General features: G+C 47.7%; 21 protein-coding genes. 8 read left to right on the top strand and 13 right to left on the bottom strand.

Translation table 11 applies throughout. The features are described from left to right. The 4 genes from EIZ48_RS17355 to malG all read left to right on the top strand — a co-directional run. On the top strand, positions 1 to 189 hold a 189-nt coding region (locus EIZ48_RS17355), incomplete at its 5' end, for a 4-alpha-glucanotransferase (RefSeq protein WP_160654036.1). A 340-nt stretch (positions 190 to 529) separates the two neighbouring features. Then, on the top strand, positions 530 to 1,711 hold the full coding sequence (gene malE, locus EIZ48_RS17350) for a maltose/maltodextrin ABC transporter substrate-binding protein MalE (RefSeq protein ID WP_160654034.1): 1,182 nt from the start codon (positions 530 to 532) through the stop codon (positions 1,709 to 1,711). Between the two features lie 134 nt (positions 1,712 to 1,845). Further along, positions 1,846 to 3,354 (top strand): maltose ABC transporter permease MalF, encoded by a 1,509-nt coding sequence (malF, locus tag EIZ48_RS17345; RefSeq protein ID WP_240153010.1) that lies wholly within the window; start codon positions 1,846 to 1,848, stop codon positions 3,352 to 3,354. A gap of 11 nt (positions 3,355 to 3,365) precedes the next feature. After that, a complete protein-coding gene (malG, locus tag EIZ48_RS17340; RefSeq protein WP_160654031.1) occupies positions 3,366 to 4,256 on the top strand; it encodes a maltose ABC transporter permease MalG in 891 nt (296 codons plus the stop codon). 77 nt (positions 4,257 to 4,333) lie between these two features. Here malG and EIZ48_RS17335 read toward each other — a convergent pair whose 3' ends face one another. The 3 genes from EIZ48_RS17335 to EIZ48_RS17325 form a co-directional block, all read right to left on the bottom strand. After that, entirely contained in the window at positions 4,334 to 4,696 is a 363-nt protein-coding gene (locus EIZ48_RS17335; protein WP_240153001.1) for a hypothetical protein, read from the bottom strand. A gap of 75 nt (positions 4,697 to 4,771) precedes the next feature. Beyond that, the gene (locus EIZ48_RS17330; protein ID WP_240153000.1) at positions 4,772 to 5,602 is read right to left on the bottom strand and encodes a MalM family protein; all 831 of its coding nucleotides are present in this window, start codon (positions 5,600 to 5,602) and stop codon (positions 4,772 to 4,774) included. A gap of 25 nt (positions 5,603 to 5,627) precedes the next feature. Continuing rightward, positions 5,628 to 6,863 carry a maltoporin gene (locus EIZ48_RS17325; protein ID WP_160654027.1) on the bottom strand — a complete coding sequence of 412 codons (1,236 nt, stop codon included), beginning with the start codon at positions 6,861 to 6,863 and terminating at the stop codon, positions 5,628 to 5,630. Between the two features lie 394 nt (positions 6,864 to 7,257). On the opposite strand from EIZ48_RS17325, the gene EIZ48_RS17320 reads away from it, so the two are divergent. Continuing rightward, positions 7,258 to 7,686, top strand: a complete 429-nt coding sequence (locus EIZ48_RS17320; RefSeq protein ID WP_160654025.1) for a universal stress protein — start codon at positions 7,258 to 7,260, stop codon at positions 7,684 to 7,686. Positions 7,687 to 7,806: 120 nt separating this feature from the next. On the opposite strand, the gene EIZ48_RS17315 is transcribed toward EIZ48_RS17320, so the two are convergent. Next, the gene (locus EIZ48_RS17315) at positions 7,807 to 8,691 is read right to left on the bottom strand and encodes a helix-turn-helix domain-containing protein (RefSeq protein ID WP_160654023.1); all 885 of its coding nucleotides are present in this window, start codon (positions 8,689 to 8,691) and stop codon (positions 7,807 to 7,809) included. 202 nt (positions 8,692 to 8,893) lie between these two features. On the opposite strand from EIZ48_RS17315, the gene EIZ48_RS17310 reads away from it, so the two are divergent. After that, positions 8,894 to 10,045, top strand: a complete 1,152-nt coding sequence (locus EIZ48_RS17310; protein WP_160654021.1) for a Kelch repeat-containing protein — start codon at positions 8,894 to 8,896, stop codon at positions 10,043 to 10,045. Between the two features lie 110 nt (positions 10,046 to 10,155). On the opposite strand, the gene EIZ48_RS17305 is transcribed toward EIZ48_RS17310, so the two are convergent. Both EIZ48_RS17305 and EIZ48_RS17300 read right to left on the bottom strand, forming a co-directional pair. After that, the gene (locus EIZ48_RS17305; RefSeq protein WP_160654019.1) at positions 10,156 to 11,151 is read right to left on the bottom strand and encodes a YdcF family protein; all 996 of its coding nucleotides are present in this window, start codon (positions 11,149 to 11,151) and stop codon (positions 10,156 to 10,158) included. A gap of 425 nt (positions 11,152 to 11,576) precedes the next feature. Then, positions 11,577 to 13,205 (bottom strand): AMP-binding protein, encoded by a 1,629-nt coding sequence (locus EIZ48_RS17300; protein WP_192928618.1) that lies wholly within the window; start codon positions 13,203 to 13,205, stop codon positions 11,577 to 11,579. A gap of 602 nt (positions 13,206 to 13,807) precedes the next feature. Between EIZ48_RS17300 and EIZ48_RS17295 the strand changes: the two genes are divergently transcribed. Together EIZ48_RS17295 and EIZ48_RS17290 are read left to right on the top strand one after the other, a co-directional pair. Beyond that, the gene (locus tag EIZ48_RS17295) at positions 13,808 to 14,269 is read left to right on the top strand and encodes a TetR family transcriptional regulator (protein WP_160654014.1); all 462 of its coding nucleotides are present in this window, start codon (positions 13,808 to 13,810) and stop codon (positions 14,267 to 14,269) included. Between the two features lie 36 nt (positions 14,270 to 14,305). After that, positions 14,306 to 14,497 carry a hypothetical protein gene (locus EIZ48_RS17290; RefSeq protein ID WP_075767088.1) on the top strand — a complete coding sequence of 64 codons (192 nt, stop codon included), beginning with the start codon at positions 14,306 to 14,308 and terminating at the stop codon, positions 14,495 to 14,497. Between the two features lie 80 nt (positions 14,498 to 14,577). On the opposite strand, the gene sstT is transcribed toward EIZ48_RS17290, so the two are convergent. The 7 genes from sstT to EIZ48_RS17255 form a co-directional block, all read right to left on the bottom strand. Then, entirely contained in the window at positions 14,578 to 15,819 is a 1,242-nt protein-coding gene (gene sstT / locus EIZ48_RS17285) for a serine/threonine transporter SstT (RefSeq protein ID WP_160654011.1), read from the bottom strand. Between the two features lie 286 nt (positions 15,820 to 16,105). Continuing rightward, the gene (locus EIZ48_RS17280; protein WP_160654008.1) at positions 16,106 to 17,809 is read right to left on the bottom strand and encodes a BatD family protein; all 1,704 of its coding nucleotides are present in this window, start codon (positions 17,807 to 17,809) and stop codon (positions 16,106 to 16,108) included. A 7-nt stretch (positions 17,810 to 17,816) separates the two neighbouring features. Next, complete coding sequence (locus EIZ48_RS17275) at positions 17,817 to 19,652, bottom strand: vWA domain-containing protein (protein WP_160654006.1); 1,836 nt, start codon at positions 19,650 to 19,652, stop codon at positions 17,817 to 17,819. Beyond that, complete coding sequence (locus tag EIZ48_RS17270; RefSeq protein ID WP_160654003.1) at positions 19,645 to 20,610, bottom strand: vWA domain-containing protein; 966 nt, start codon at positions 20,608 to 20,610, stop codon at positions 19,645 to 19,647. Before EIZ48_RS17270 ends, EIZ48_RS17275 begins: the two co-directional genes overlap by 8 nt. Further along, on the bottom strand, positions 20,603 to 21,130 hold the full coding sequence (locus tag EIZ48_RS17265) for a DUF4381 domain-containing protein (RefSeq protein ID WP_240152999.1): 528 nt from the start codon (positions 21,128 to 21,130) through the stop codon (positions 20,603 to 20,605). The genes EIZ48_RS17270 and EIZ48_RS17265 overlap by 8 nt, the downstream gene beginning before the upstream one ends. After that, complete coding sequence (locus tag EIZ48_RS17260; protein ID WP_160654000.1) at positions 21,123 to 22,064, bottom strand: DUF58 domain-containing protein; 942 nt, start codon at positions 22,062 to 22,064, stop codon at positions 21,123 to 21,125. Before EIZ48_RS17260 ends, EIZ48_RS17265 begins: the two co-directional genes overlap by 8 nt. Then, positions 22,061 to 23,017 (bottom strand): AAA family ATPase, encoded by a 957-nt coding sequence (locus EIZ48_RS17255; RefSeq protein ID WP_160653997.1) that lies wholly within the window; start codon positions 23,015 to 23,017, stop codon positions 22,061 to 22,063. Before EIZ48_RS17255 ends, EIZ48_RS17260 begins: the two co-directional genes overlap by 4 nt. Positions 23,018 to 23,328 lie beyond the last annotated feature (311 nt).

The following is a 23,328-nucleotide window of genomic DNA, read 5'->3' as shown; positions in this document are numbered from 1 at the left end:
GCACTGTTGAGCCTTCAGCTGGAAGACTGGTTAGAAATGGACCTGCCAGTCAATATTCCGGGAACCGTCGATGAGTATCCAAACTGGCGCCGTAAGCTTTCAACAACGTTGGATGATATCTTTACTCGCCAGAATATTATTGACTTAAGTCGACGTTTGACCGAAACACGAGAGAAAGCCTCACAATAATCTAATCAGGCGTAATGCGTTGGACACATCGAAGTGACCCGCAGTGATGATGAATATGTGCAGCTCGAAGGAGCTGCATTTTCTTTTCTAGCCCCCCTCCCCAATATCATATATCAGCCCCAATAGATTGTACTTCGCATATAATAATAGTTCGCAATCTTGCTCATCTCCCCTGTTGTGTGTGTTGTTATAATTACTAGACATTAAAAAGTAACCTTATTTTTATTGTGGGCTCAGGATGAAGCCGACTGCTCAATTCTGATGGACGATACAGACTGCAAATTGTGCTGGAGAGAGTGTTCTGCAGTACGAGAGATAACAATCATGAAGGATGTAAAAAATGAATAAAGTCCTTAGCATTGTAGTTATTTGTACCCTTGCCGCACTTGGCTCTGTAAATGCACATGCCGCGATAGAAGAAGGCCAGCTTACTATTTGGATCAATGGCGACAAAGGCTATAACGGCCTGGCTGAAGTCGGTAAGAAGTTTGAAGAAGAGACAGGTGTTAAAGTAACCGTGGCTTTTCCTGATGGCCTGGCAGAGAAGTTCCCGCAGGTAGCTGCAGCGGGTGATGGTCCGGATATTGTTTTCTGGGCACACGACCGCTTTGGTGGGTATGCAAAATCAGGCCTGTTGGTTGAAATTAAGCCATCTGAAGACGTAAAAGACAAGATCATTGACTTTACCTGGGACGCGGTACAGTACGACGGCAAGTACATTGGTTACCCGGTTGCCGTTGAAGCACTTTCTCTGATTTATAATAAGGATCTTGTTCCTGACCCACCTAAAAACTGGGAAGACATCGAAGCACTAGACAAGAAGCTTCAGAAAGACGGCAAGAAAGCTATCATGTGGAATCTGAAAGAACCGTACTTCACATGGCCAATACTATCTGCTGACGGCGGGTACGCGTTCAAGTTCACGGCAAACGGATATGATGTGAAGGATGTTGGTGTAAACAATGCCGGTGCCAAACGGGGTATGAACTTCATCAAGTCGTTGGTAGACAAGAAAGTCATCTCGCCTGATATGGACTACAGCATCTCTGAGGCTGAGTTCAATAAAGGTAACGTCGCGATGACTATCAATGGTCCATGGTCTTGGGACAACGCTGAGAAGTCTGGCATTAACTATGGTGTTGCTGTTCTTCCTAAGCTAAACGGCAGTCCATCGAAGCCGTTTGTCGGCATTTTGACTGCGGGCATCAGCTCTGCGTCACCCAACCAGGATCTGGCGGTAGAGTTTATTGAAAACTATCTGCTGACAGACGAGGGTCTTGGCAAGGTTAATGATGACAAGCCACTTGGCGCGGTAGCTTTGAAATCATTCCAGAAGACGCTAGACAAGGATGCACGAATTGCAGCCACTATGGATAATGCAATGAACGGCGAAATCATGCCTAACGTTCCACAGATGGCTGCATTCTGGTATGCCCAGGGTAATGCAATCAAGAACGTTGTAGACGGCCGCCAGGGTGTTGATGATGCGTTAAACGAAGCTGCTGGCCACATGCTTAAGTAAATGTTTTGTGGGGAGGGGAAGCTCTTCCCATTGTTTGTCCTTTTTTGCTAGCAGGGTGCTGAGATGTAGTCAGTTCAAGGTGACGGGCTTTGATATCACAACAGACAAGTTCTAACTTCAACTATCGCAAGTGGATGAAATGGTCGCTGCTAGGCATGATCGGCGTTGTTAACGGTTATGCTACTGTACTGATGTATGCAAAGGGCGAAATTCCTTTTGCACTTCTTACCGTTGTTCTGACTGCACTTGCTCTGTATATTTTTGGAAGCAACAGAACATACGCTCACCGTTATATCTTTCCGGGCGTTGCCGGGATGCTTGTCTTTATTATTTTTCCGTTGGTTTATACCGTTGGGCTTGCTTTTACTAACTATAGTGCGTCGAATCAGCTATCACTGGACAGGACCCAGGCCGTTCTGGAGCAGCGTAGCTTCCAGTCAGGTGAAAGTTATCGCTTTGAGCTTTACAAAGTTGAAAGTGGCCATCGGCTGGTGATTCAGGTTGATGAAGATTTATTGGCTTCTGATGTGTTTGATATTTCAAGCCCTCCATCCGATAAGATGTCACTGAGCAAAGTTGAAAGTATCACGGGCGAAAAAGAGAAGATAAAAACGATTGTCCAGAATCGCTCCAATTTGGCAACAGTCGAATTAGTGATGCCGAACGGTCTTGAGATTAGAATGAGTGGCCTGCGCAAGTTCGCAGCCAAAATGTCTCTATATACTGTTCAGGATGATGGCCTGAGTATGCTGAATAATCAGACTCAGCAGCTATATAAGCCAAATATGGAAACTGGTTTTTACCAATCAGTAGATAGTGAAGGCAATTTTGTTGGTGAGCCAATTTCCCCCGGGTTCGTTGTTGGTGTTGGTGGGGCGAACTTTGAGCGTGTTATGACCGATGATGGTATCAAAGAACCTTTTTTTGGTATCTTCGTGTGGACTGTTGTGTTTGCCTTTCTGTCTGTTGCCCTGACGTTAGCCTTGGGGATGATCCTGGCCTGTATAGTTCAGTGGGAACCACTAAAGGGCAGTAGCATTTACCGAGTGCTGCTGATTCTGCCATATGCAGTACCATCATTTATCTCAATTCTGATTTTTAAAGGCCTGTTTAACCAAAGCTTTGGTGAAATAAACATGCTGCTTGATGCGCTGTTCAGCGTCAAACTACCCTGGTTCTCAGAGCCTACGACGGCCCGGATAATGGTGGTACTGGTCAATACCTGGCTTGGCTTCCCTTACATGATGATCCTGTGTATGGGGTTGCTGAAGTCAATACCTGAAGATTTGTACGAAGCCTCAGCGATTGATGGCGCAGGTCCGATTCAAAATTTCTTCAAGATCACATTGCCGATGCTGATCAAACCGCTAACGCCATTACTGATTGCAAGCTTTGCATTCAATTTCAACAATTTCGTCATGATTCAGCTGCTGACGGCTGGCGGACCCAATATGGTAGGTACGTCCGAGCCTGCGGGCTACACAGATTTGCTAGTCAGTTATACCTACCGTATCGCCTTTGAAGGCGGTGGCGGCCAGGACTTTGGTTTGGCCGGTGCAATTGCAACCATTATATTCCTGATGGTTGGTGGTATGGCACTACTTAACTTGAAGTTTACCAAGACGGCCTTAGAGCAGGATTGAGGAGAAATGTCATGCCAATGGTACAACCGAAATCATTAAAATATCGGGTATGGGCGACACACATTGGTTTGTGCCTGTTCCTGGTGGTGACGATTTTCCCGCTGTTGATGATCGTAGCAATTTCATTTCGTGAAGGTAACTTTGCCGGTGGTGAGTTGATCCCAAGTGATCCAACGTTAGATCACTGGCGTCTCGCATTGGGCTTTGCTGTCGAAAACCGGGATGGTAGTGTGACACCTCCGCCATTCCCAGTAATGCTATGGCTGTGGAACACGGTTAAAGTGGCCGGTATTACTTCAATCATTATCGTTGCGCTTTCAACGACCAGTGCTTACGCTTTTGCTCGTATGCGCTTCAAAGGTAAGAGCACTATTTTAAAAGGGATGATGATTTTTCAGATGTTCCCGGCAGTACTTGCTCTGGTTGCTCTTTACGCATTATTTGATCGTTTAGGACAGTACATTCCGTTTCTGGGGTTGAATACCCATGGTGGCCTTATATTCTCTTATCTAGGTGGTATTGCACTACACGTGTGGACTATAAAGGGATACTTCGAGACTATTGACAGGTCTTTGGAAGAGGCGGCTGCACTTGACGGGGCAACACCCTGGCAGGCATTCCGTTTTGTATTGTTACCATTATCAGTACCAATTCTGGCAGTAGTATTCATCCTGTCGTTCATTGGTGTAGTGACAGAGGTGCCTGTGGCATCGCTACTGCTGACTGACGTAAACAACTATACGCTGGCTGTGGGTATGCAGCAGTACTTGTACCCTCAGAATTACCTGTGGGGCGACTTTGCTGCGGCGGCAGTATTGTCAGCAATTCCAATCACTACGGTATTCTTGTTGGCACAGAAATTCTTAGTCGGTGGTTTGACTGCTGGTGGTGTGAAAGGTTAAGCCCCCTATAAAGGGAAGGCAGGATTTAACCCAGCTAATGGAATATTGAGCATTAGCTGAGCTGTCAATGATAGCGTTCAGTGGCGGTAATTTACATAGCCTGGCTCGTAAATACCGTTTTGGTTGTAGTGTCCCTTTTCAGTAAGCAATTCTAGCTCGGTCTTATTGTGCCCATGCTTGCTTTTTGGTGAAGGGTAATTGACGTAGTTTGGCTCATAATGACCAGATGAATTAATAAATCCAATCTTGTCTAAGTGGTTAGAATCATCACTTGGAGTTGAACTGCGTTCTCTTGCATGTTGGTAATTAACGTAGCCCGGCTCATAAAGTCCCTTGGAATCGTATCGACCAATGTCTCTTAAATCAGCAAAGGCTGGAAGACTAATAAGCAAGCTGCTACCTAGCAACGGGAGTAATATAAGTTTAATCGTCATCGTCATCGGTATCCTTTGGGGGAGGTATACTACTAAGAAGACCCGCCTCTAACGAAGATCTTTCAACTATTTTCTGGCAAGCTATTCCTCTGCACTTTTATGCTCATTTTGAATTTGAACAGCATTGATAAACGTCGCTCTCGCATTCGGGATACCAAGCTTTTCTGCTTCATTCAGTAACGTAATAGCATGATCCATATCACCTTGCTCTACGCTATATTGTATGGAATTCAGATAGTCGGTATGTTTGGTATCGCTTGCCGGCATATAATCGAGAGTAGGGCGAATTGGGAGTTGATTCGCTGACGATACAGTTAAACTGAGTTGACCATACTTGCTATGCGTTGCTGTAAGATCAGGGATACTCGGTGGCTGATTGCCTTTTCCGATCGCGAGTGCTTTGGCTGGATGAATAATGGTTGTGCTACCTTTTAGATCTTCGATAGTGGTGTAGATCAATATATTGACTTGTCGTGTTCCGACCTGCGGAGCAACGGTAAGTTGCGTCTGGACTTGATCGCCATCTAATAGCCTTGCCGGTATATATCTGAATTCATTTGACTTGATGTGGTAGAGTTCTTCTCCTTTGGCGTTGGTGATCAATATATTTGGTATATAAAGGGTTAATTCGTTATCGACATGGCTTGTTAGAACCATGTCGATAGGAGTCTTGTCGACTGGAATAATGAAACTGGCTACCGGACCTGTACTGTTCGCATCCAGCAGTACCTGACTTTTTTCGTCAAATTCAAAATTGATATCTATCGGGAGGCTAAGCTCCTGCCAGCTTAATTCTGCCGGAGCAGCGACGTTACTACTGGCAGGATTCTTTGCCCGAGTGCTGACTTCAGCGGTTGATACACAACCTGCAGCAAAAACGACCGATAGGCATAATGTTTTGATTTTTGACATTATCATTCCCTGATCTATATCTGGTTTACCACCATGCTTCTACCTGGATACCCAGGTTGTATTCTGTGTCGTTTCCGGTTCCAAATGCATCATCATTTTCATAATCACTCAGGTAACTGGCATACACTCGAAGCTCAGGACGGGCCCAGAAGCTGCTGCCGGCAGCCCAAGCTTGCGCCAAGGTTAGCTTACTGCCGGAGCTATCGACGTTATCATTTTCTTCTGTAAACCAGCCAGCCTCAAATATGGTTCGCATGTTTTCATCCCACTTATACATTGGGCGGGCAACTATATTAAAAATAGAGTGATCGTCCTTACTGTCAAAACTTGAGTTGGCATACACGAGCTGATATCCGATTTCCCAATTATTTGCTGGAGCCATGACCCCCCAATTAATGATTCGGTAGCCATCGACACCATCATTCGAGGTTGCATCGGGGTTGTTTCCAGCCCCCAGTCCGGCCATTTGTTCCCCGTAACTTTCAGTCGCATATTGGAATATCGTTTTGTTCAAGCCCCCGATAACATCAGCCATGGTTATCTCAGCGGTCAGCATCAGCGGATCGTCGCCAATGCCTGCTTTCTGTGCATCTGTTTCATTGATGAGGCCATAGTTAAAGCCAAGTTCTAGATTAGCATCTTGCCAAAGCTTAATTTCAGCGTATCGGATATCGATATTATTCACATTGACGTCACCACTGTCTTGGCGGAGTACTGCTAACGATAGTTTGCCTGTACCGACAGATAAGTTCTCCACCCCTGCGCCGGACCCTGATGTATCCCAGTAGTAAAAATCAGAAATATGAATATCATGTCGCTGATAGTAACGCTTGCCAGCCCAGGCCACCGCCTCCCGATCGCGCGCAATGAGCCCTTTAGACTGAATATTGAACTGGCGAATGGCAAACTGTGCATCATTATTACAGGAAACTTCAGTTGAATTATTGATCAACTCGCAGGATGTATTAGTGCCTTCAAAGTCGTTGCTTCCATCAGAGAGTAAGGCGACCATTGAGTCGACATAAAAGGATTTTCCGTTTTGGTTGTAAAGCTCTTTGCCCAATAGGATTTCGGCATAGAGATCATCTTCGTTGCCGAGGCGGCCGACTTTATTTGATTGGAAACGCACCTGCTGGCCATTTTCACCGCTAACCCCAATACCTGCACGCATATAACCGTGAAAATCAACGTCTGCCGTGACGGATGAAGAGACTAGTACGCTTGTCATTACGATAGTCAAATTCAACGTATGCTTGTTCATTTTTTAGCGCTCCACCAATAGATTGTTGTGTTTTTTTATTGTTCTTTTTTATGTTTATAAGCATAGCTAAGCTTGACTAACCAACCATCCCATCCCATGAATAATTGACACTTTGTTCTCGTTAACTTGCAAATGAGACAAAGTATTGGTTTTGAGATTATTGAAATAACTGGAAAAAGGTATAAAACTAGTTTTTCGTTTATTTATGTTGGAAAGTAAGAACACTTATCCATGTGTTTTGTGGCTTCGCCTCATAATTAAATTTTCAATACGCTAAATAGTTAATTGCAGAGTTTGACCTAAATCAGAGAGCATATGCCTTTTCTATTCTTTACCTGAAAATGAAAGTCATATTAATAGCGACTAGCTAAACTTATACAAGAAGGGGGTATGTATGAGTTATAAGCACATTTTAGTAACGGTAGATCTCTCCGTTGAAAGCAGGCTGTTATTTGAAAAAGCGGTTAGCCTTGCTCGTGATGTAAATGCGAAACTGTCTCTTTTTTATGATGGAGAACTTTGTCATGAAGAATACACCTATACGGCTTTTGACCCTAGGTATGCTATGCCCAATAAAGTGTATGAGGATAATACACCTGAGAAGCATCTGAAGGAGTTACTGGACGGTGCGCAATTTCCTATTCAGAGTACCTTTGTTGGTAGCGGTAATCTTATTGAAGAAATAGAGCGTGCCATTAAAGAATTAGATATAGATCTTGTTGTCTGTGGCCATCACCACAGTTTCTGGCATCAAGTCTCCTCGTCAGCTAAACAGTTACTCAAATCCTCTTCAGTCGATCTTCTGGTTGTGCCTTTGAAATAGAAGAGCCTACTCCTGCCATGGAGCAGGAGTGGATAGTCTGCATTGTAGTTTGCTCGCTATACCTTTGGCTTTAGAAAGGAGGGGAACGATAACTGAGGCTATAGAGCTGTGCTGTGAGCACTATCGATTCAGCGAAATAGAGCCTATAGCGTAAGGGCCATGAGCATCAGGATCTTCTTCATTGTGTAAGGTGAGCCAATATCCTTCTGCCGGACCGGACCGTGGCATATGGATAACAGCCGTTCCAATCCACATCTCTGAGCGTGCTTCATCGGTTATCTCGTAAACGATGGCCACGGTATCACCGACATGTTTGCCTGACGCCAGAAATAGAGCCTGCTGATGCTTTTCTCCCTCTTGTTTGAGATGTGACCAGAAGATATCGCCTGCCAGTGTTATATCTTCACCGACAGTATGGGTTTTCAGGTTTTTAAGTTCATAGTTATAGAGTTTGGAATGGAAGTTCAATGCCCGGCTTACGTCTTCAGCGTTTAGGTCAATCGCAGTACCGTGGTAAAGCGCTGAATAGGTAGGAAGCGGCTTTAGAGTAGACTGCTGGCTGTTTGATGATAGGAATAAATACCCAAGGAGCAACACTATAGGCACTAGAAGCAAGGCCGTTAATGGTTTTTGTTTGATATGGGCTGATGCCGATGAGTTCGATGTATCTGTGGTAGCTTGTTCTGCCGATATAGCTCTATTTTCTCTATTAGAGAGGTATTTGGGCTCTGTAATCGGTGTGCTCTCGCCGGGTTCAAATTCTTGTGACCACTGTGCCGCCGTGGTGATATCTATTTGCAGTAACTTGGCTATGTTGGCAATTTCATCTTCTTGAAAAGTCTCTGGTTTCGTCCATCTCAGATACAGCGTTGATTCGGCGAATCCAACCATTCCGGCTAATTCTTTGATGGAAATTTTACGGTTCTTGCCGTTTTTCTCTCCATCAAGACGGAATTGATTAATCTCGATTTCAAGCTTAGACCTAAGCCTGGCCATATTATCCATATCCTTATAATTCATGCGTTTAGAGACTCTAAGAGCTTCATATTACGCCTTTGTTAGGGTTGATTGCAAATCATACATCGCTCACTAAGATGACTCGGAGTTATCAATGTTCGGATAGTACGTGGCGTCACCAATGAATTGCCGTACTTCGATTGTTGCCCCAGTTTTTTACGAATTACTTTTTAAAATGGAATTAGTAGCAATGGTTCAATATAAGACTTCTCTTTCTTTGCTGGTAACAGTACTCGCATTATCTGCATGTGGCGGTGGTGGCGACTCTTCTCCTGCACAAACGTCAGATGTAATCCCGACGACAACCCCCGCGTCTTATCATTTAGCGGAAACGTACCAACTACCTTATAAATATCAAATAGGTAATAGTGTCTTTGTTGATGAAAATAAGTTGTTATTCGCTGGTGGTGAATCCGGTGAGCCGAATGGAGCTCGTCATGACGGTCACCCTGCATATGCAACCAGCGCTTATCTTCTTGACCTGGATACCGGTACACTCAGTGAGTACCAGACTAAAGGGAAGTCAGGGCATGCTATGAGTAGCGGTGCGATTGCCAGCGGTATTGATGAGCCGAAAGTGATAAAACTGGCCCCTAACAAATATGCGATTACTGGCGGCTTTCAGTACACCACAACAGCCTTTGTGCTTGATCATAATAATAAGTCGATTCAAAGCTACGATACCGATGTTCAGGTGACAGACAGTAGTGGTTTAAATACCACCTCTTTCTTTGCTGATTCAGCAGGTGTTGCTGCACTAGATAATGGTGATTTTGCTCTATTCGGCTTTAATAATGGCCTATTTGGTATGGATACTATCGCCCGCTTTGATGCTAATAACTCGCTTAGTTTTAGTCAGGCCAATGCTGTGCTAACCAAAGCGCGTGGAAAAGTAGATGCATATGCGTTGACAGATGGTCGTATATTACTGGTTGGCGGCTGGGATGGTTCGGCTGATCTCAGTGAAGGCAGTGCGACTCGTCGAGCCGAAATCTATGATCCGGCCGCAGATACCATTCAGAGGGTTGCTGATTATCCTATTCCTAAATTCCAGGGGCAGCACTCAGGTTCCACACCGACCAGTGATGGGAAAGTGTGTGTCGGTGAATATACTTACCTGATCATGGAGGATCGCTGGGAAGAAGGATGTGAAGCTACCCAAACACTTCATACGGACTTTCACCCTGATGGATATAAGGCCATGCTGATTGCTGAAACAACAGATGGGCGACTGGTTTATCAGGAGATAACTTCAGAAACCGAGCCGTATGATGATGCATGCAAGTGCAAACCATACAAGACGGGTACCGAAGTGTATGTATTCGAAAAGAACGAAAGTTAAACGTTAAGGAACCACGACTGTTTCAGTTAGTGTTAAATCAAGCGCTATAAGTCTGTAACCGGCAGTACCCGAGTAAATTTACTTTGCCCGGGGTTCTTTTCTTCAAGTCATCATATTTGTACCAATGGCTTACAGTTAAAGGCCGGTAACCCGAACCCTCGTAATGCATCGATATAGCAGTTGCGTCGAACTCTGCCTGTAGGTGTCCTGGTTTCGGATATGCCGTCTTTGACGGCGAGGTGGCTGAATGAAATAGGGGATAGATTGCTTGCACATTGCAGGGTTTCAAACAGGAGCTGAGATCGGTGGACATGGATGGAGGCGCTGACAAGCGTTGCTGACCGAATGTGAAGCTGCTTGAGTAGATCCAGACTCAGTCTGGCATTGTCTATGGTATTGGTCGCTTTGTTTTCCTCAATGATCCTGTTGGAACTGATGCCATGCTGGATGAGCCAGTGTTTCATTTGCTGTGATTCTGTTTTTCCTCGCTTAGCGAGCCCTCCGGTCACAATAATCAGACTTTCAGATAGCTGTTTGGCAAGACGAAGCGTCAGCTCAAGGCGCTGGATAAGCTGAGGAGCCATTGAACCATCATCATTAAGCACATAGCCGAGGGCAATGATTGCATGCTTATTGGATATATGATCATCGATGAGGGCACGAGAGTGTGTGAAGTTGGAGAGAGTGTTAATTGTTGGCGTTGACAGTATATTGTCGAGTATTGCCAGAAGCGCTTTGACATTAGCTGCTATGACATCATTGATAAGGCGCAATTGTTCGAGATAAAGCTGAACTTGGAGGCTATCTCCCTCATGGTGAGACCAAACCACCAAATAGGTGAGTACCTGGCATCGTTCAGGGGCTGAGCCGGCACTCATCAGGCAGCGTCGGTAACAGTGCAGAGCTGGGGTTATCTCACCGCGGAAAGTCTGCATATTGGCAAGGGTAATAGGCAATCCAAAGTGGTCTGGTAGCTTTGGTGCGGCCTGGGCAAGATAGTATTCGACGGCTTCAAGGTTAGTGACGAGGTTGCCATTCAATGGATACTGCGAGCGGTTTGAACTGTTATAGGCATCTAAAGCCTGCTGTAGATTGGTTATCGCCATTTCCCTTCTGCCTAATACCAAACCCAGTTTTATATTTATTAATCAGGATGCTATAGGTGGTTTATAAATTCAAGCAAACGTGCTGCTGTTGTAATTAAATGATTAATGGGACAAAGAGACAGGAAGCCTGACGAATTTGACTACTGTTAACTGTACAGAAGCGTCATTGTTTCTGAGCAGTGTTATCAAACAGAAGGAGCGAAGAATGGACACGAGATTTAAGCAGCAGGGAGCAAGGCTGTTTATCCGCCAATGGATGTACCTGGCGTCGGCCGAATGTGCGCAATTGTCGATGTAGGTGGCGCCGTTGTCTCGATTATTACTTATGAAGACAGCGAATGTGAATAGAAAAACCGCCTGAGCAATCAGGCGGTTTCGGTATTACTTGCGGTAGTGTCTAGCCAATTAGCCTATTTCTTGCGTGACTATTCTTCCCACTGAACCAGCTTGTCTTTCGGCCAGTTTGCACCTACATCGTGGTATTTCTTCTCAAGCAGATGACGCTTGATTTTAAGCGTAGGTGTCAGAATGCCGTTCTCGATGCTCCACGGGTCTTTAATCATCAGCACACCTTTAATTTTGGCATGAGACTCCAGCTCTTTGTTGATCGTCTCGATAACCTGGTGGGCTTTACGTTCGTAACGCGCATGGTCGAAATCAGGGAATTCATGCGGAACTGCCAGTAAGATAGGGCCGGGCATACCCGAGCCGACGACACACATCATCTCGATGTTGCTAAGCTCAAACAGGCGCTTTTCAATTGGTACCGGTGCAACAAACTTCCCTTTGGCGGTTTTGAAGGTATCGTTCTTACGGCCCTGAATAGACAGGTAGCCTTCGTCATCAATAAAACCGATATCGCCAGTATGTAGCCAGCCGTCTTTGTCGAAGGAGGCCTTGCTCGCTTCTTCGTTTTTATAGTATCCGGAGAACATGCCCTGTCCGCGAACCAGGATCTCTTCATCAGCGGCGATCTTAATCTCAATACCGGGACCGGCATTACCGACGGTACCGATCTTATCGCTGCGGAATGGATGGTTGATGGTACTGTAGGCGAAGGATTCTGTCATTCCCCAGGCTTCGGTGATGTTCAGGCCGATGTTTTCGTACCAGCGAAGCAGGGCAGGTGACACCGGTGCAGAGCCACAGCCCAGTACCCGGGCTTTGTCCAGCCCCAGGCCATCAGCCAGTTTGCGTTTTATTACCCCGGATATGAACGGGATTTTGAGTAAGATGTTGAGTTTGGCCTGTGGCAACTTCTCAAGAATTCGTTGCTGGAACAGGGTCCACAGGCGCGGGACGGAAATAAACAGCGTCGGGCGGTGCATCTTCACGTCTTCGATAAAGGTATCCAGTGACTCTGGGAAGGCAACTTGAATGCCGGCCATTACTGAAGAGCCGAAGATATATACACGTTCTGTTATGTGCGCTAGTGGCAGGTATGAAAACAGTCTTTCGCCGTCTTTCATACCGATATGGTCGAGGATTCTCTGTGATGACCAGGCAAATGCACCGTAGGTTAGCATGGCACCTTTTGGCAGCCCTGACGTACCCGAGGTATACACAATTGACATCAGGTCTTCAGGTTTGTGTTGCGGGCGCTCTTCAGAAGGTTTGCTGTCTGCGACCAGGGTGTCAAATTCAAACTTACACTTCGGCGCACTCGGGTAAGAGAAGGAAATAGTCGGTAAATCCGGATGGTCGGCCAGTACGGATGTGACAGCCTTGTCGTCATCCAGCTTACCGATAAGCAGTGCTTTGGATTCACTGTGTGTAATACAGTGCTCGACTGTCTCTGCCCCTGCAGTCGGGAAAATAGGGACACTGATGTAGCTGCCGAGCATCAGGGCAAGGTCGGTAATAAACCATTCGGCGCAGTTTTTGGACATAAGTGCAACACGGTCGCCGGGCTGAATCCCCATACTTCTTAGTGCACTGACCAAGGATAATGCCTTGTCAGCAACCTCGGCAAAGGTATAGTCGACAAACTTACGATCAATAATTTGGCGCAGGAAAACTTCGTCCGGGCGCTCTTCTGCCCACTTCAAAATCATTTCATTAGGTAGAGGCTGCGTCATGAGTGTATCCCTTAAGCGATCCGTGGGCAGAGGTAAAGTCATAGTCTCGTCCTTGTTGGTGTTATCGTAATGTTAAATTAAATGGTTTCCTACTGGTCCGTCAAGTGTCTATTTTTCATTAAACTCCTGTAATTAAGTATGAAAAAAGACACTAACTTGTCAAATAAAAGCGATAGTTCAGAAAAAATTTAAGCACAAAATTTAAACATGTGTATGATTTTTTTGCGGTCGAAAGCCTGCAACAGAATGAGTAGTGGCGTAACTCCTTGTTTTTTAATATTATTGACCATCGTCGTGTTGTTTTAGGCACAGATTACAAAATGTTATTACTTATGCGTTTAAGTGAATTGCACCGTGATGACATGTGCTGCTAGACGTGATATGTGACCTGGTTTGGTATTTAGTTCTGAGTTATTTATTAGAGCTTGAAAAATATATAAAACTAGGAAGAATACTAGTTAACGGGATAGCATTTTGTAATACTGCTAACATATTAACAACCAAAGCCGTTGCAACATGCCATCGGGAGGTGTCCGGTGGGATTTTTGTTGATGTGAAAAATATAGAGTCAACTCATTATGCCAAAGCGTAGTAAAGAAGATACAGAAATTACAATCCAGACGATCATGGATGCCGTGGTTGATCAAATTTTGACCCTGGGCTACGACAAGATGTCGTACACTACCCTGAGCAAGCAAACGGGCATCTCCCGTACCGGGATTAGCCATCATTTTCCGAAAAAGCAAGATTTTGCCAACGCGTTAGATGGCAGAATTTTCCGCCTGTTTGTCGAAAAGCTTGATTTAGATAACGGCCTGGATGGGTTCGTAAAGAGCTGGCTAGCTGCGCTTGATGATGAAAAATTTCAGGCAACCTTGCGTCTGCTTTTCCACCATATTGCCTCTTCTGAGCTAACCAATGAGTTTGCCAAGCATGGGATCGAACGTCTGTATGCGCTGTGCAAAGAGCGCTTTGGCGATGACAGTGAGAAAGAGCTTGAGTGGCTGCTAGGAAAATCGCTGATTAGCCTGGTTAAGTAATTACCGAGTTTTATATCGAACGAGTGAGATAAATAGATGTTGAAATATATTATGTTAGCTTTGGTCGGCATCGGTATCTATATCGGTGTGACCTATAAAGATCAGATCGAAGATGCTGTGAACTCACGCCCGATGGAAGAAGTGCAGGATATGCTTGAATCAGCGTCGGATCAGGTTTCAGATAAGGCGAGTGAGCTCTCAGAGCAGCTGGAAGAGCTAAGCAACTAGTGCTTCCAAAGAAGAACATCGAATACAAAAGAGGCAGCCCAAAGGCTGCCTCTTTTCATTACGGTTGCCGTAAGAATCGCTTATGATTTCACTGCTTCAGTACTTGCAACCTTCGCTTCTTCTGCCTTGCAAGCTGCAGCAGTAAAGATTACGTCAGTTGAACTGTTCAGGGCAGTTTCCGCTGAATCCTGGATAACACCAATGATGAAGCCAACAGCAACAACCTGCATTGCGATGTCATTTGGAATACCAAACAGGCTACATGCAAGCGGGATCAGTAGTAGAGAACCTCCGGCTACACCCGAAGCCCCACAAGCTGAAACGGCTGCAACCACACTTAGCAGTACTGCTGTTGCGATATCAACTTCAATACCCATGGTATGTACTGCTGCCAGCGTCAGAACTGTAATTGTGATCGCAGCACCTGCCATGTTGATGGTCGCACCCAGAGGGATAGATACAGAGTACGTATCTTCATGAAGATCCAGGTTCTTACATAACTGCATGTTAACAGGGATGTTAGCCGCAGAACTACGTGTGAAGAAGGCAGTAATACCACTCTCGCGGATACAACGTAGAACAAGCGGGTATGGGTTCTCTTTGGTCTTGTAGAAAACAATCAGCGGGTTAACTACAAGCGCAATGATTAGCATTGAGCCTAGTAGTACTGCAAGAAGATGACCGTAACCAGCAATGGCCGCGAAACCTGTCTCGGCAAAAGTATTGGCAACAAGGCCGAAGATACCGATTGGTGCCAGGCGGATCACGAAGCGAACAATCAGGGTGATGCCGTTAGATACGTCATGGAAAACTTGCTTGGTTGCATCACTTGCCTGGTGCAGTGCGAAGCCAAGAGCGATGGCCCAGGCAAGAATACCGATGAAGTTACCTGACATCAGTGCATTTACCGGGTTATCAACAATCTTGAATAGCAGTGTATTCAATACTTCAGTAATACCTTCAGGTGGTGTTGCACCTGTTGCACTTGCTACCAGAGTTAAAGTGGTCGGGAAAAGAAAACTCATGGTAACCGCAGTAAGCGCAGCCATTAGCGTACCGAACAGGTACAGGATAATGATTGGTCTCATGTTGGTGTGAGCGCCTTTCTTCTGGTTGGCGATAGAAGAGGCGACCAGAATAAAGACAAGGATAGGGGCGACTGCTTTCAGGGCACTGACGAACAGTCCTCCAAGAAAGCCAACTTTGACGGCAGCTTCAGGAGATACAGAGGCAAGAAGGATACCGGCAACGATACCGATGAGGATCTGGATCACCAGGCTCCCACTTGCGACTCGGGCTAAAAAGGGTTGTGTCTGATTCATATTACGTCCTGCATAATTTTTTTATATGTTAGGAAGGATTATATATTGCTTCCGAAACATTTTTTAACAGGAAATACGATAATTTTCCACCTTTCTTTTGATAAACTTTCGGTTAACTCACTGTTAACATTCTTTTGGCCTGATTAGGTATGTCAGGTTTTGAACTGGGCTGATTCGGCCTGGCTCTTTAACAAATACCCAATCAGGCAGTCGAAAATGTTAAAAAATAGCTCGCACTAGTGCGAGCTACTCTCATTCATGTATCGATTATGTAAAGCGCTGTTGCCTATTTTTCTGGTACCAGAGGTGCCAGTGCCGAGGTAGTGGTGCTATTTTTTGTTGCTGTTTTTTCTGACAGACCGATTGACTGGATAAGTTGTAGTAGCTTGGCACTATCCCACTTCTCGGGCTGCTTGCTGAAATGTGCCGTCATCATTGCGTGCACGGCCTGGCGAAGTTGTTCCTGCTGCGGGTTGTCAGGGTTATTCTGCGACCATTGCCGGTAGTAAGCCTGAACCTTGATAGGACTGTTGTCTTTGACAGCCTGCTTCATCCCCGCAAGCGGTGCAACGTTCATGACTGGCTGCTTCATCGCGACAGCCGCTACAATCTGCCGCGAAGCTGCTCTGGCTTTCAGCCACAAGGCCGTCGTGATTAGCCATAACGCGGCAAACAAGGCTGTTAACCACGGCCAGTAACCCGAGTCATTGACAACTTGTATGTTGCCAGCCCCGGTTTCCTTGGCAATTGGCGCAGCAGAAGAGGGCTCGGAGCGCAAGGGTAGGTTGAGGCTGTTATTGATGTTGTCGCCCGGCAGTACCGTAATTGCTAGCCCGTCAACCTGGCTTGTCTCCTGTTGGCTGGTTTCTGTGTTCCACCAGTTGATTGATAGCGGCGGCAGCTCAAGCTCGCCTCGCTCCCGAGGGAGTATCACTTGCTTGAGGGTCATGACGGTATAACCGTTGACCGTACTGTACACCGGCTTCTCGTTATAGACCTTAACCTTGTCGGGATATTGAAGGGCAAGGTTAGGCATGCTGCTCTGCTCTGCGTTTTTGATCCGCAAGGTAATGGTTCGGGTAAGGGGATCGCCGACTCGAACTTCCAGGTTATCGGGTTGCCACTGTTGTTCCAGTTGCAGGTCTTGAGTCGGCAGCCATAGCCCCTGATAACTAGCAGGCTTGTCCTTGATGGTAAGCTCAAGATTATCGGTTTGCTTTTCTACCGGGATCCTAAGGGTTGAGCCAAAGCCCCGGCCACTTTTGACCACATTACCCCTGAATTCGGCACCACGAAGCAGAATAGTGCCAGGCTTGGTGGCGGTAATTTGATAGTCTCGGGTGATCACCAGATAGCGGCGACCATTCAGTACCGGTTCGGCCTGACGGTCATCGCCGATCTGTTTTACGTCCAGCCCGTCACCGGATGGCGCGATTAACGTTGCCTTGCTCATCTGCTCACCGATACGGATCCGTACGGTGTAACGAATACTTTCACCGACATAGAGCTGGTTTTTATCGATATCCTGATCGACCGTAATATCCGGCTGAGCGGTGCCTTGGTCATTGGTATTACTGCTTTTTAGCGAGGTAATGGTGATCGGTTCTGTTGTCGTGGCTCCAATGCGAAAGCTAGGGATAGTAAAATCCCCGATTTCTTTCGCTGCCAGTGCAACCCGCCATTCGGTGCTGCGTGTGACCGAACCGTTTATCATCGTTGTCCCACTGCTGACGTTGGGGCGGCCGTAGCTGAAGTGCTCTTCAAGTGGCGATAAGTCCAGTGCGCTGGTATTGACGTTGTCATCAATCGAAATGGTTAGCTGGAAGACTTCATTGACAGCAACGATGTTCTTGGAAACGGTAGCAACGGCCTGGGCGGCACTGACAATTGACGCCTGCGTGAGTGCGGCTATAGTCAGCAACCTCCAGAGAAACTGTAGGATACGTCTGTTATAGCCAGAACGGAGAGTGTAGTTCTTCATCATCTTCATCTTAGTCTTACCATGAATTCTCAGTCGCCTGAGGCGCCTGCTTCTGACGAGCCTGAAGCAACAGCTGGGCACGGATCAAGGCACTGGTATCATCAGGTACTTGCTCTAGTTTCTTTAGTACCGGATCGCTGGCCGATAACGCACCTTGTGTCTGCTTATCGAGTGATTGTTCTGCCTGCTGAGGATCCTCAGGTTGTTCTTCTGTTTCATCCTGTGGCTGGCCTGAAGAAGCCTGCTGGACATCATTCAGTTCATCACTCTTCTGACTCTCTCCTTGTGGCTGGGAGTCAGGTTGCTGCTCGGGCTGATTTTGGGCGCTCTTTTCCGTTTCCGATTGCTGCTCGCTTGCTTGTTGGCTGTCATCAGATTGTTGAGAGTCGCTGTTCTCGCTGTCATCATCGTTCTGCTGATTCTGCTGATTCTGCTGATTCTGCTGATTCTGCTGATCTTTTTGTTGCTTGTTTGATGGTTCCTGATCCGAGTCCTTGTTCTCATCAGGCTGCTGTTGCTGTTGCTGTTGTTCTAGCGCCTGCTTGACTATCTCTAGGTTTTTCCGGGCGTCGGCATGCTGGTTGTCTTGATCGAGAACGGATTGGTAGCTCTCAATGGCTTTTTCAAACTCACCGGTTCTGGCGTAGGCATTGCCGAGGTTATAGCGGGATGTGATATCGCCCAGAGGCTTTAGCGTGTCGATAGCCTGCTCGTAGTTACCGGCCTTATACTGCGCGACCCCTTTCCACTGGGGGGATGAAAACTGCTCGGCAGCTGACGCATAGCTTTCTTGCTGGTAAGCATCGTAACCAAGTTGATCCCGGTTTTTCCACGGCGAGGCCATAGCCTGGTCGACGGGCATAAAGACAAGTACAGCGGCAAGAACAATACCGCGACGAAACCCGAACAAGGACAGAACGACCAAAGGAATGAGCAGCCAGAACCCGTTGTTTACACGTTCCACTAGCTCTTTCTCTTTTTCCTTGTCGGTATTGTCCATTGGCTTGGCCGTTGCCGCGACAAGACTGTCAACGTCCCGATTGGTTGACTGAGAGAGCTGTAACTGGCCGCCAGTTTGCTTGACCAGGGGAAGCAATGTATCGAGCTCGACTTTGGCAACCACAGTGTCGCCCTGGCTATTGGTCAGCAATCTGCCATCGGGCATGCGTACCGGTGCGCCCTGACGGCTACCGACTGCCAGTATAGAAAGTCGAAAGCGCGTATCAGCCAATAAGTCCTGGGTGGTCGAGGATTCTTGTTCAGACAAACCGTCAGTGATCAGGATAATGTCTCCCTGCTGGTGGCCAGCCTGTTTGAGCAGGGTAATAGCTACCTCGACGCCTGCAGCGGCATTGCTGCCCTGAAGCGGCATGATTTCCGGCGATAGGTGGGGGATCAGGCTAGACAGCGTGCTGCTGTCTTGAGTCAGGGGACTGACAACATAACCGTCAGCTGCATAGGTTACTAGTCCGGTACTGCCTTCTTTCCAGCCTGGTAACATATCCAGCGCCTTGTACCGGGCCTGGATCAGGCGGTTTGGTGTTATGTCGGTTGCGTACATAGAGCGGGACATATCCATCACCAGCACACGGGCTCCCGAGATACTGTAGGCAGGTAAGCTGGCTTTCTCCCAGCTCGGGCCGGCCAGTGCCAGAACGCTGAGTAGCCAGCATAAACCCAGCAGTGGAACAAAAGCCGTTGCGGTTTGCTTCTGGTCGAGACCAAGTTTTTCGGCAAGGTGCGCTGCTATCAGCCCGTTGCTGTGCTGCTTGCCCTTTAGCCAGGGGAGTAACAGGCTAAGGGGCAGCAGGGCGATTAACCAGACCGGATGAAGAAAAGTAAAATCAGCCATGACGCCTCCTCATTATTGCAATGATCAGCGAGAGGAGCAGGGCAATCGCCAATGGGTAGCGGAATAGTTCCTCTCGTGGCCGCCAGGTCTGCTGCGCAGTGTTGATAGGTTCCATTTGATCAATTAACTGGTAAATATTCTCAAGTTCCTGAGGATTTCTGGCCCGAAAGTACTGGCCGCCGGTCATATTGGCGATATTAGCCAGCATGCCTTCATCCAGATCCTGAGAGGGATTAATGGTACGGGTTGAGAAAAAAGAGCGCTGCTGCATCTCTTCGGCACCGATACCAACGGTATAGATAGTGACATTGCTTCGAGCAGCCAACTCGGCAGCCTCTGCCGGATCGATCACTCCGGCAGTATTGGCCCCGTCGCTGAGTAAAATGATCACTCGCTGCGGTGCTTCGCTGTCTATGAAGGTTTTGGTCGCGATACCCAGGCCTTCACCGATTGCCGTACTTTGACCGATCAGGCCAAGTACTGTGCGGCCGAGCTGCTCCTGAACAGTATTGCGATCGAACGTCAGCGGTGTTTGCAGATAAGCATGATTGGCGAAAAGCACTAAGCCGAGGCGATCGCCTTTGCGCTTGGCGATAAAGTCATTCAATACCTGTTTGACGGCGGTCAGTCGGTCGATATTGTCGCCTGCGGATGTCACCATGTCCTCGATCGACATGGATCCGGACAGATCGACAGCCAGCAACATATCCCGGTGATCCGGATTGATTTCGATAGGATCACCATACCAAACAGGTCGTGCCAGTGCGCCTAACAGGCAGCACCATGCAATAGCCATGATCGCTTTGCGCCAGCGAGTATCGGGTTGTTGCTGTCCGATACCGTCGGGTAGCTTGGGCAGACGGATCGCGACCGGCTGTACAGCGGGCTTAGAAAAACGATAGACCAGGAAAGGCAGCGGTAGCACCAGCCATGCCCATAACCAGAAGAACTCAAACATCAGCAACCTCCGTCGTGACAGGCAGGTATTGACCATTGGCGGGGAGGCGGGCCTTGGTTAGCCATAGCTTTGCTTGCTGGTAGCACTGGTTGAAGGCTAATTGTTCGATGCCTTTACCGGAAAACAGGCCTTGTTGCCAGTCGGTTGAGAGGGCGACAAAGCCACGGTGTTTCTCGGCCAGCTGCTGGTCGAGGAATAACAGCCATTGCTCGCCGGTCAGGCTGGCTACATAACGGCGAGAAAAGTAGGTCATTGCCGTTTGTCGCAATAGCAGGTTGATGTCGCTGAACTGTTCAGGGGTATTGAGGCTTTTTAATAGCTTCAAAGCCTCTTTACGTGCTCTTTGTTGTTTTAGGTGTTGCCTGAGTTTCAGGACAAGTATTACCAGAACAACAACGATCACCGCAATGCATAGCCACCATCCCCAGGCGAGCGGCCAGATACCGGGCGCGGGTGACAGGTGGACATCGGCCAGTGGCAGTGATGCTGCGATGTCATTAGGCGTCATTGGATCAGCCATGGTGTTTCTTCATACCTCCGAGTTGCTGCATCAGCGGCTCTGCAGCTGAAATCTGATGTAGTGGAATTGCCAGACTCAAAGCCATGTCATGGATGAAATGCTGGTGGCCGAGGTATTGCTCGTTCAGCTTTTCACGAGTTTTCTTGGCAGAGAAGTCGAGCCAGACAGATTGCCTGCTGTCTGCGACATGTTCCGTCCCTTTAAAGCTGGTTTGCCCTTGCTCAAGCGGGTCATGAACCTGAACAAACTGGATGCGGTTATGCTGGCGCAGCTGGCTCAAGCGCCGTTTGTCTGTTTCGGCGAGCTGGTAGAAATCACTCAGCACAACAATTTCGCTGCCTTTGGGGCACAAGTGGTGAAGGTGTTTTAGTGCCGAAGAGAAGGGCAGGCTATCGCTTTCGTCACTGTGGCTCTGGTGGGCATCAATCAGGGCATTGATGAGCCGAAGCGGCCCTTGCTGTCGGGCTGTCGGCTTACACTCGATTAACTGAGTGCCGGTATAGATAATGGCACCGATCCTGTCTTGCTCGCTGACGGCCAGCCAGCTTAGCAGGCTGGCAAAATGCGCAGCCTGAATGGATTTAAGCATTAGCTGGGAGCCGAACTTCATGCTAGCGCCAAGATCAACCAGCAACATAACAGGTTGTTCACGCTCTTCGGTAAACAGCTTGGTATGGGTTTTTCCTGTTCTGGCTGTCACACGCCAGTCAATGGCACGAATATCATCCCCAGCCTGATAGGGGCGAACCTCCGAAAAGTTCATCCCCCGGCCTTTTTTCCGGCTCATATGCTGGCCGTTTAGTTGCGACCACACACTTTGCGCCGGTGGTAGCCAGCGCACGGATTGATTTTTGTATTGCAGCAGTTCTGCCAGGCACAGGTTAACCCCGTCACTGTGCGGCGGCAGGGATGCAGTTACGGGTGTATCTGTCATGCGCAGGCTACCTGAGCAATCAACTGGCTGACAATGGTATCAGCGGCAATGCCCTCGGCCTGTGCCTCGTAACTTAGTAGCAGGCGGTGGCGCAGAACCGGGTAGGCCATTTGCTGGACATCTTCCGGGGTAACGAAGTCACGGCCACAAAGCCAGGCATGGGCACGGGCACAGCGATCCAGAGCCAGGGTTGCACGAGGTGAGACGCCGAGCTGCAGCCAGCCCGCAAGCTGACCGCTGTAGCGCTCCGGCTGGCGGGTGGCCATTGTCAGGCGAATAATATAGTGCTCCACTTCTTCTGCCATATGGATCTTCAGCACTTCCTGCCGGGCCGAGAAAATCTCGCGCTGGCTGATTTGTACAGCTTCCGGCTTGTCGATGCCCATGGCCTCGCCACGGTTAAGGCGCAGAATCTCCAGTTCACTGGCTTCGTCCGGGTAGTCCACGTTTAACTGCAGCAGGAAGCGGTCAAGCTGCGCCTCGGGGAGCGGATAGGTTCCTTCCTGTTCGATAGGGTTCTGGGTTGCCATCACCAGAAAAAGCTCTGGCAGGGAATAGGTTTCCCGGCCTGCGGTAATTTGCTTTTCTGCCATTGCTTCAAGCATGGCGGCCTGTACTTTTGCGGGTGCTCGGTTGATTTCGTCAGCCAGTACCAGGGCGTTGAAAATAGGTCCTGGCTGGAAGGTAAACTCGCCGGTTTCCGGGCGGAAGATATCGGTGCCGGTCAGATCAGCCGGGAGCAGATCGGGCGTAAACTGTATACGGTGAAAACTGCCTTCGATACAGTCGGATAACACTTTAACTGCACGAGTCTTGGCAAGCCCCGGTGGTCCTTCTACCAAAATATGCCCATCTGCAAGCAGGGCAATTAATAGCTGTTTAACGAGATCAGGCTGACCAATAACCTGGCTGTCCAGGTAAGTATTAAGGCGTTGGAAAGTCGACGTTAGCATAGATTGGCAATGTCCTTGTGAAACAAACAGTCAAACAATAAGTAATGAATTGTCTGACTTAAAAAAATGGTTTTAGTTCATATCGCGGTTTTGACCGCTTATTCATTGTACAGCCAGTCCTGCCGGGAGCCTTTCTAGCGCACTGATGTGAATTATAGCGTATTCAGAAAGTTACCAATGCGCCCCAGTTATTCGCTATAAAGACGCTATCGGAACGGCAACATGGCCTGTGTATGAAAGTATCAACATGGTGCATGAGAAGTGAGCCACTGCACCATATTAACATTTGTTTAATGCACCAAATTGTACCA

Source organism: Photobacterium alginatilyticum, from assembly GCF_009910675.1.
GTDB lineage: Bacteria > Pseudomonadota > Gammaproteobacteria > Enterobacterales > Vibrionaceae > Photobacterium > Photobacterium alginatilyticum.
Note: the sequence above shows the minus strand (reverse complement) of the source record. Positions and strands in the feature narration are given on the sequence as shown.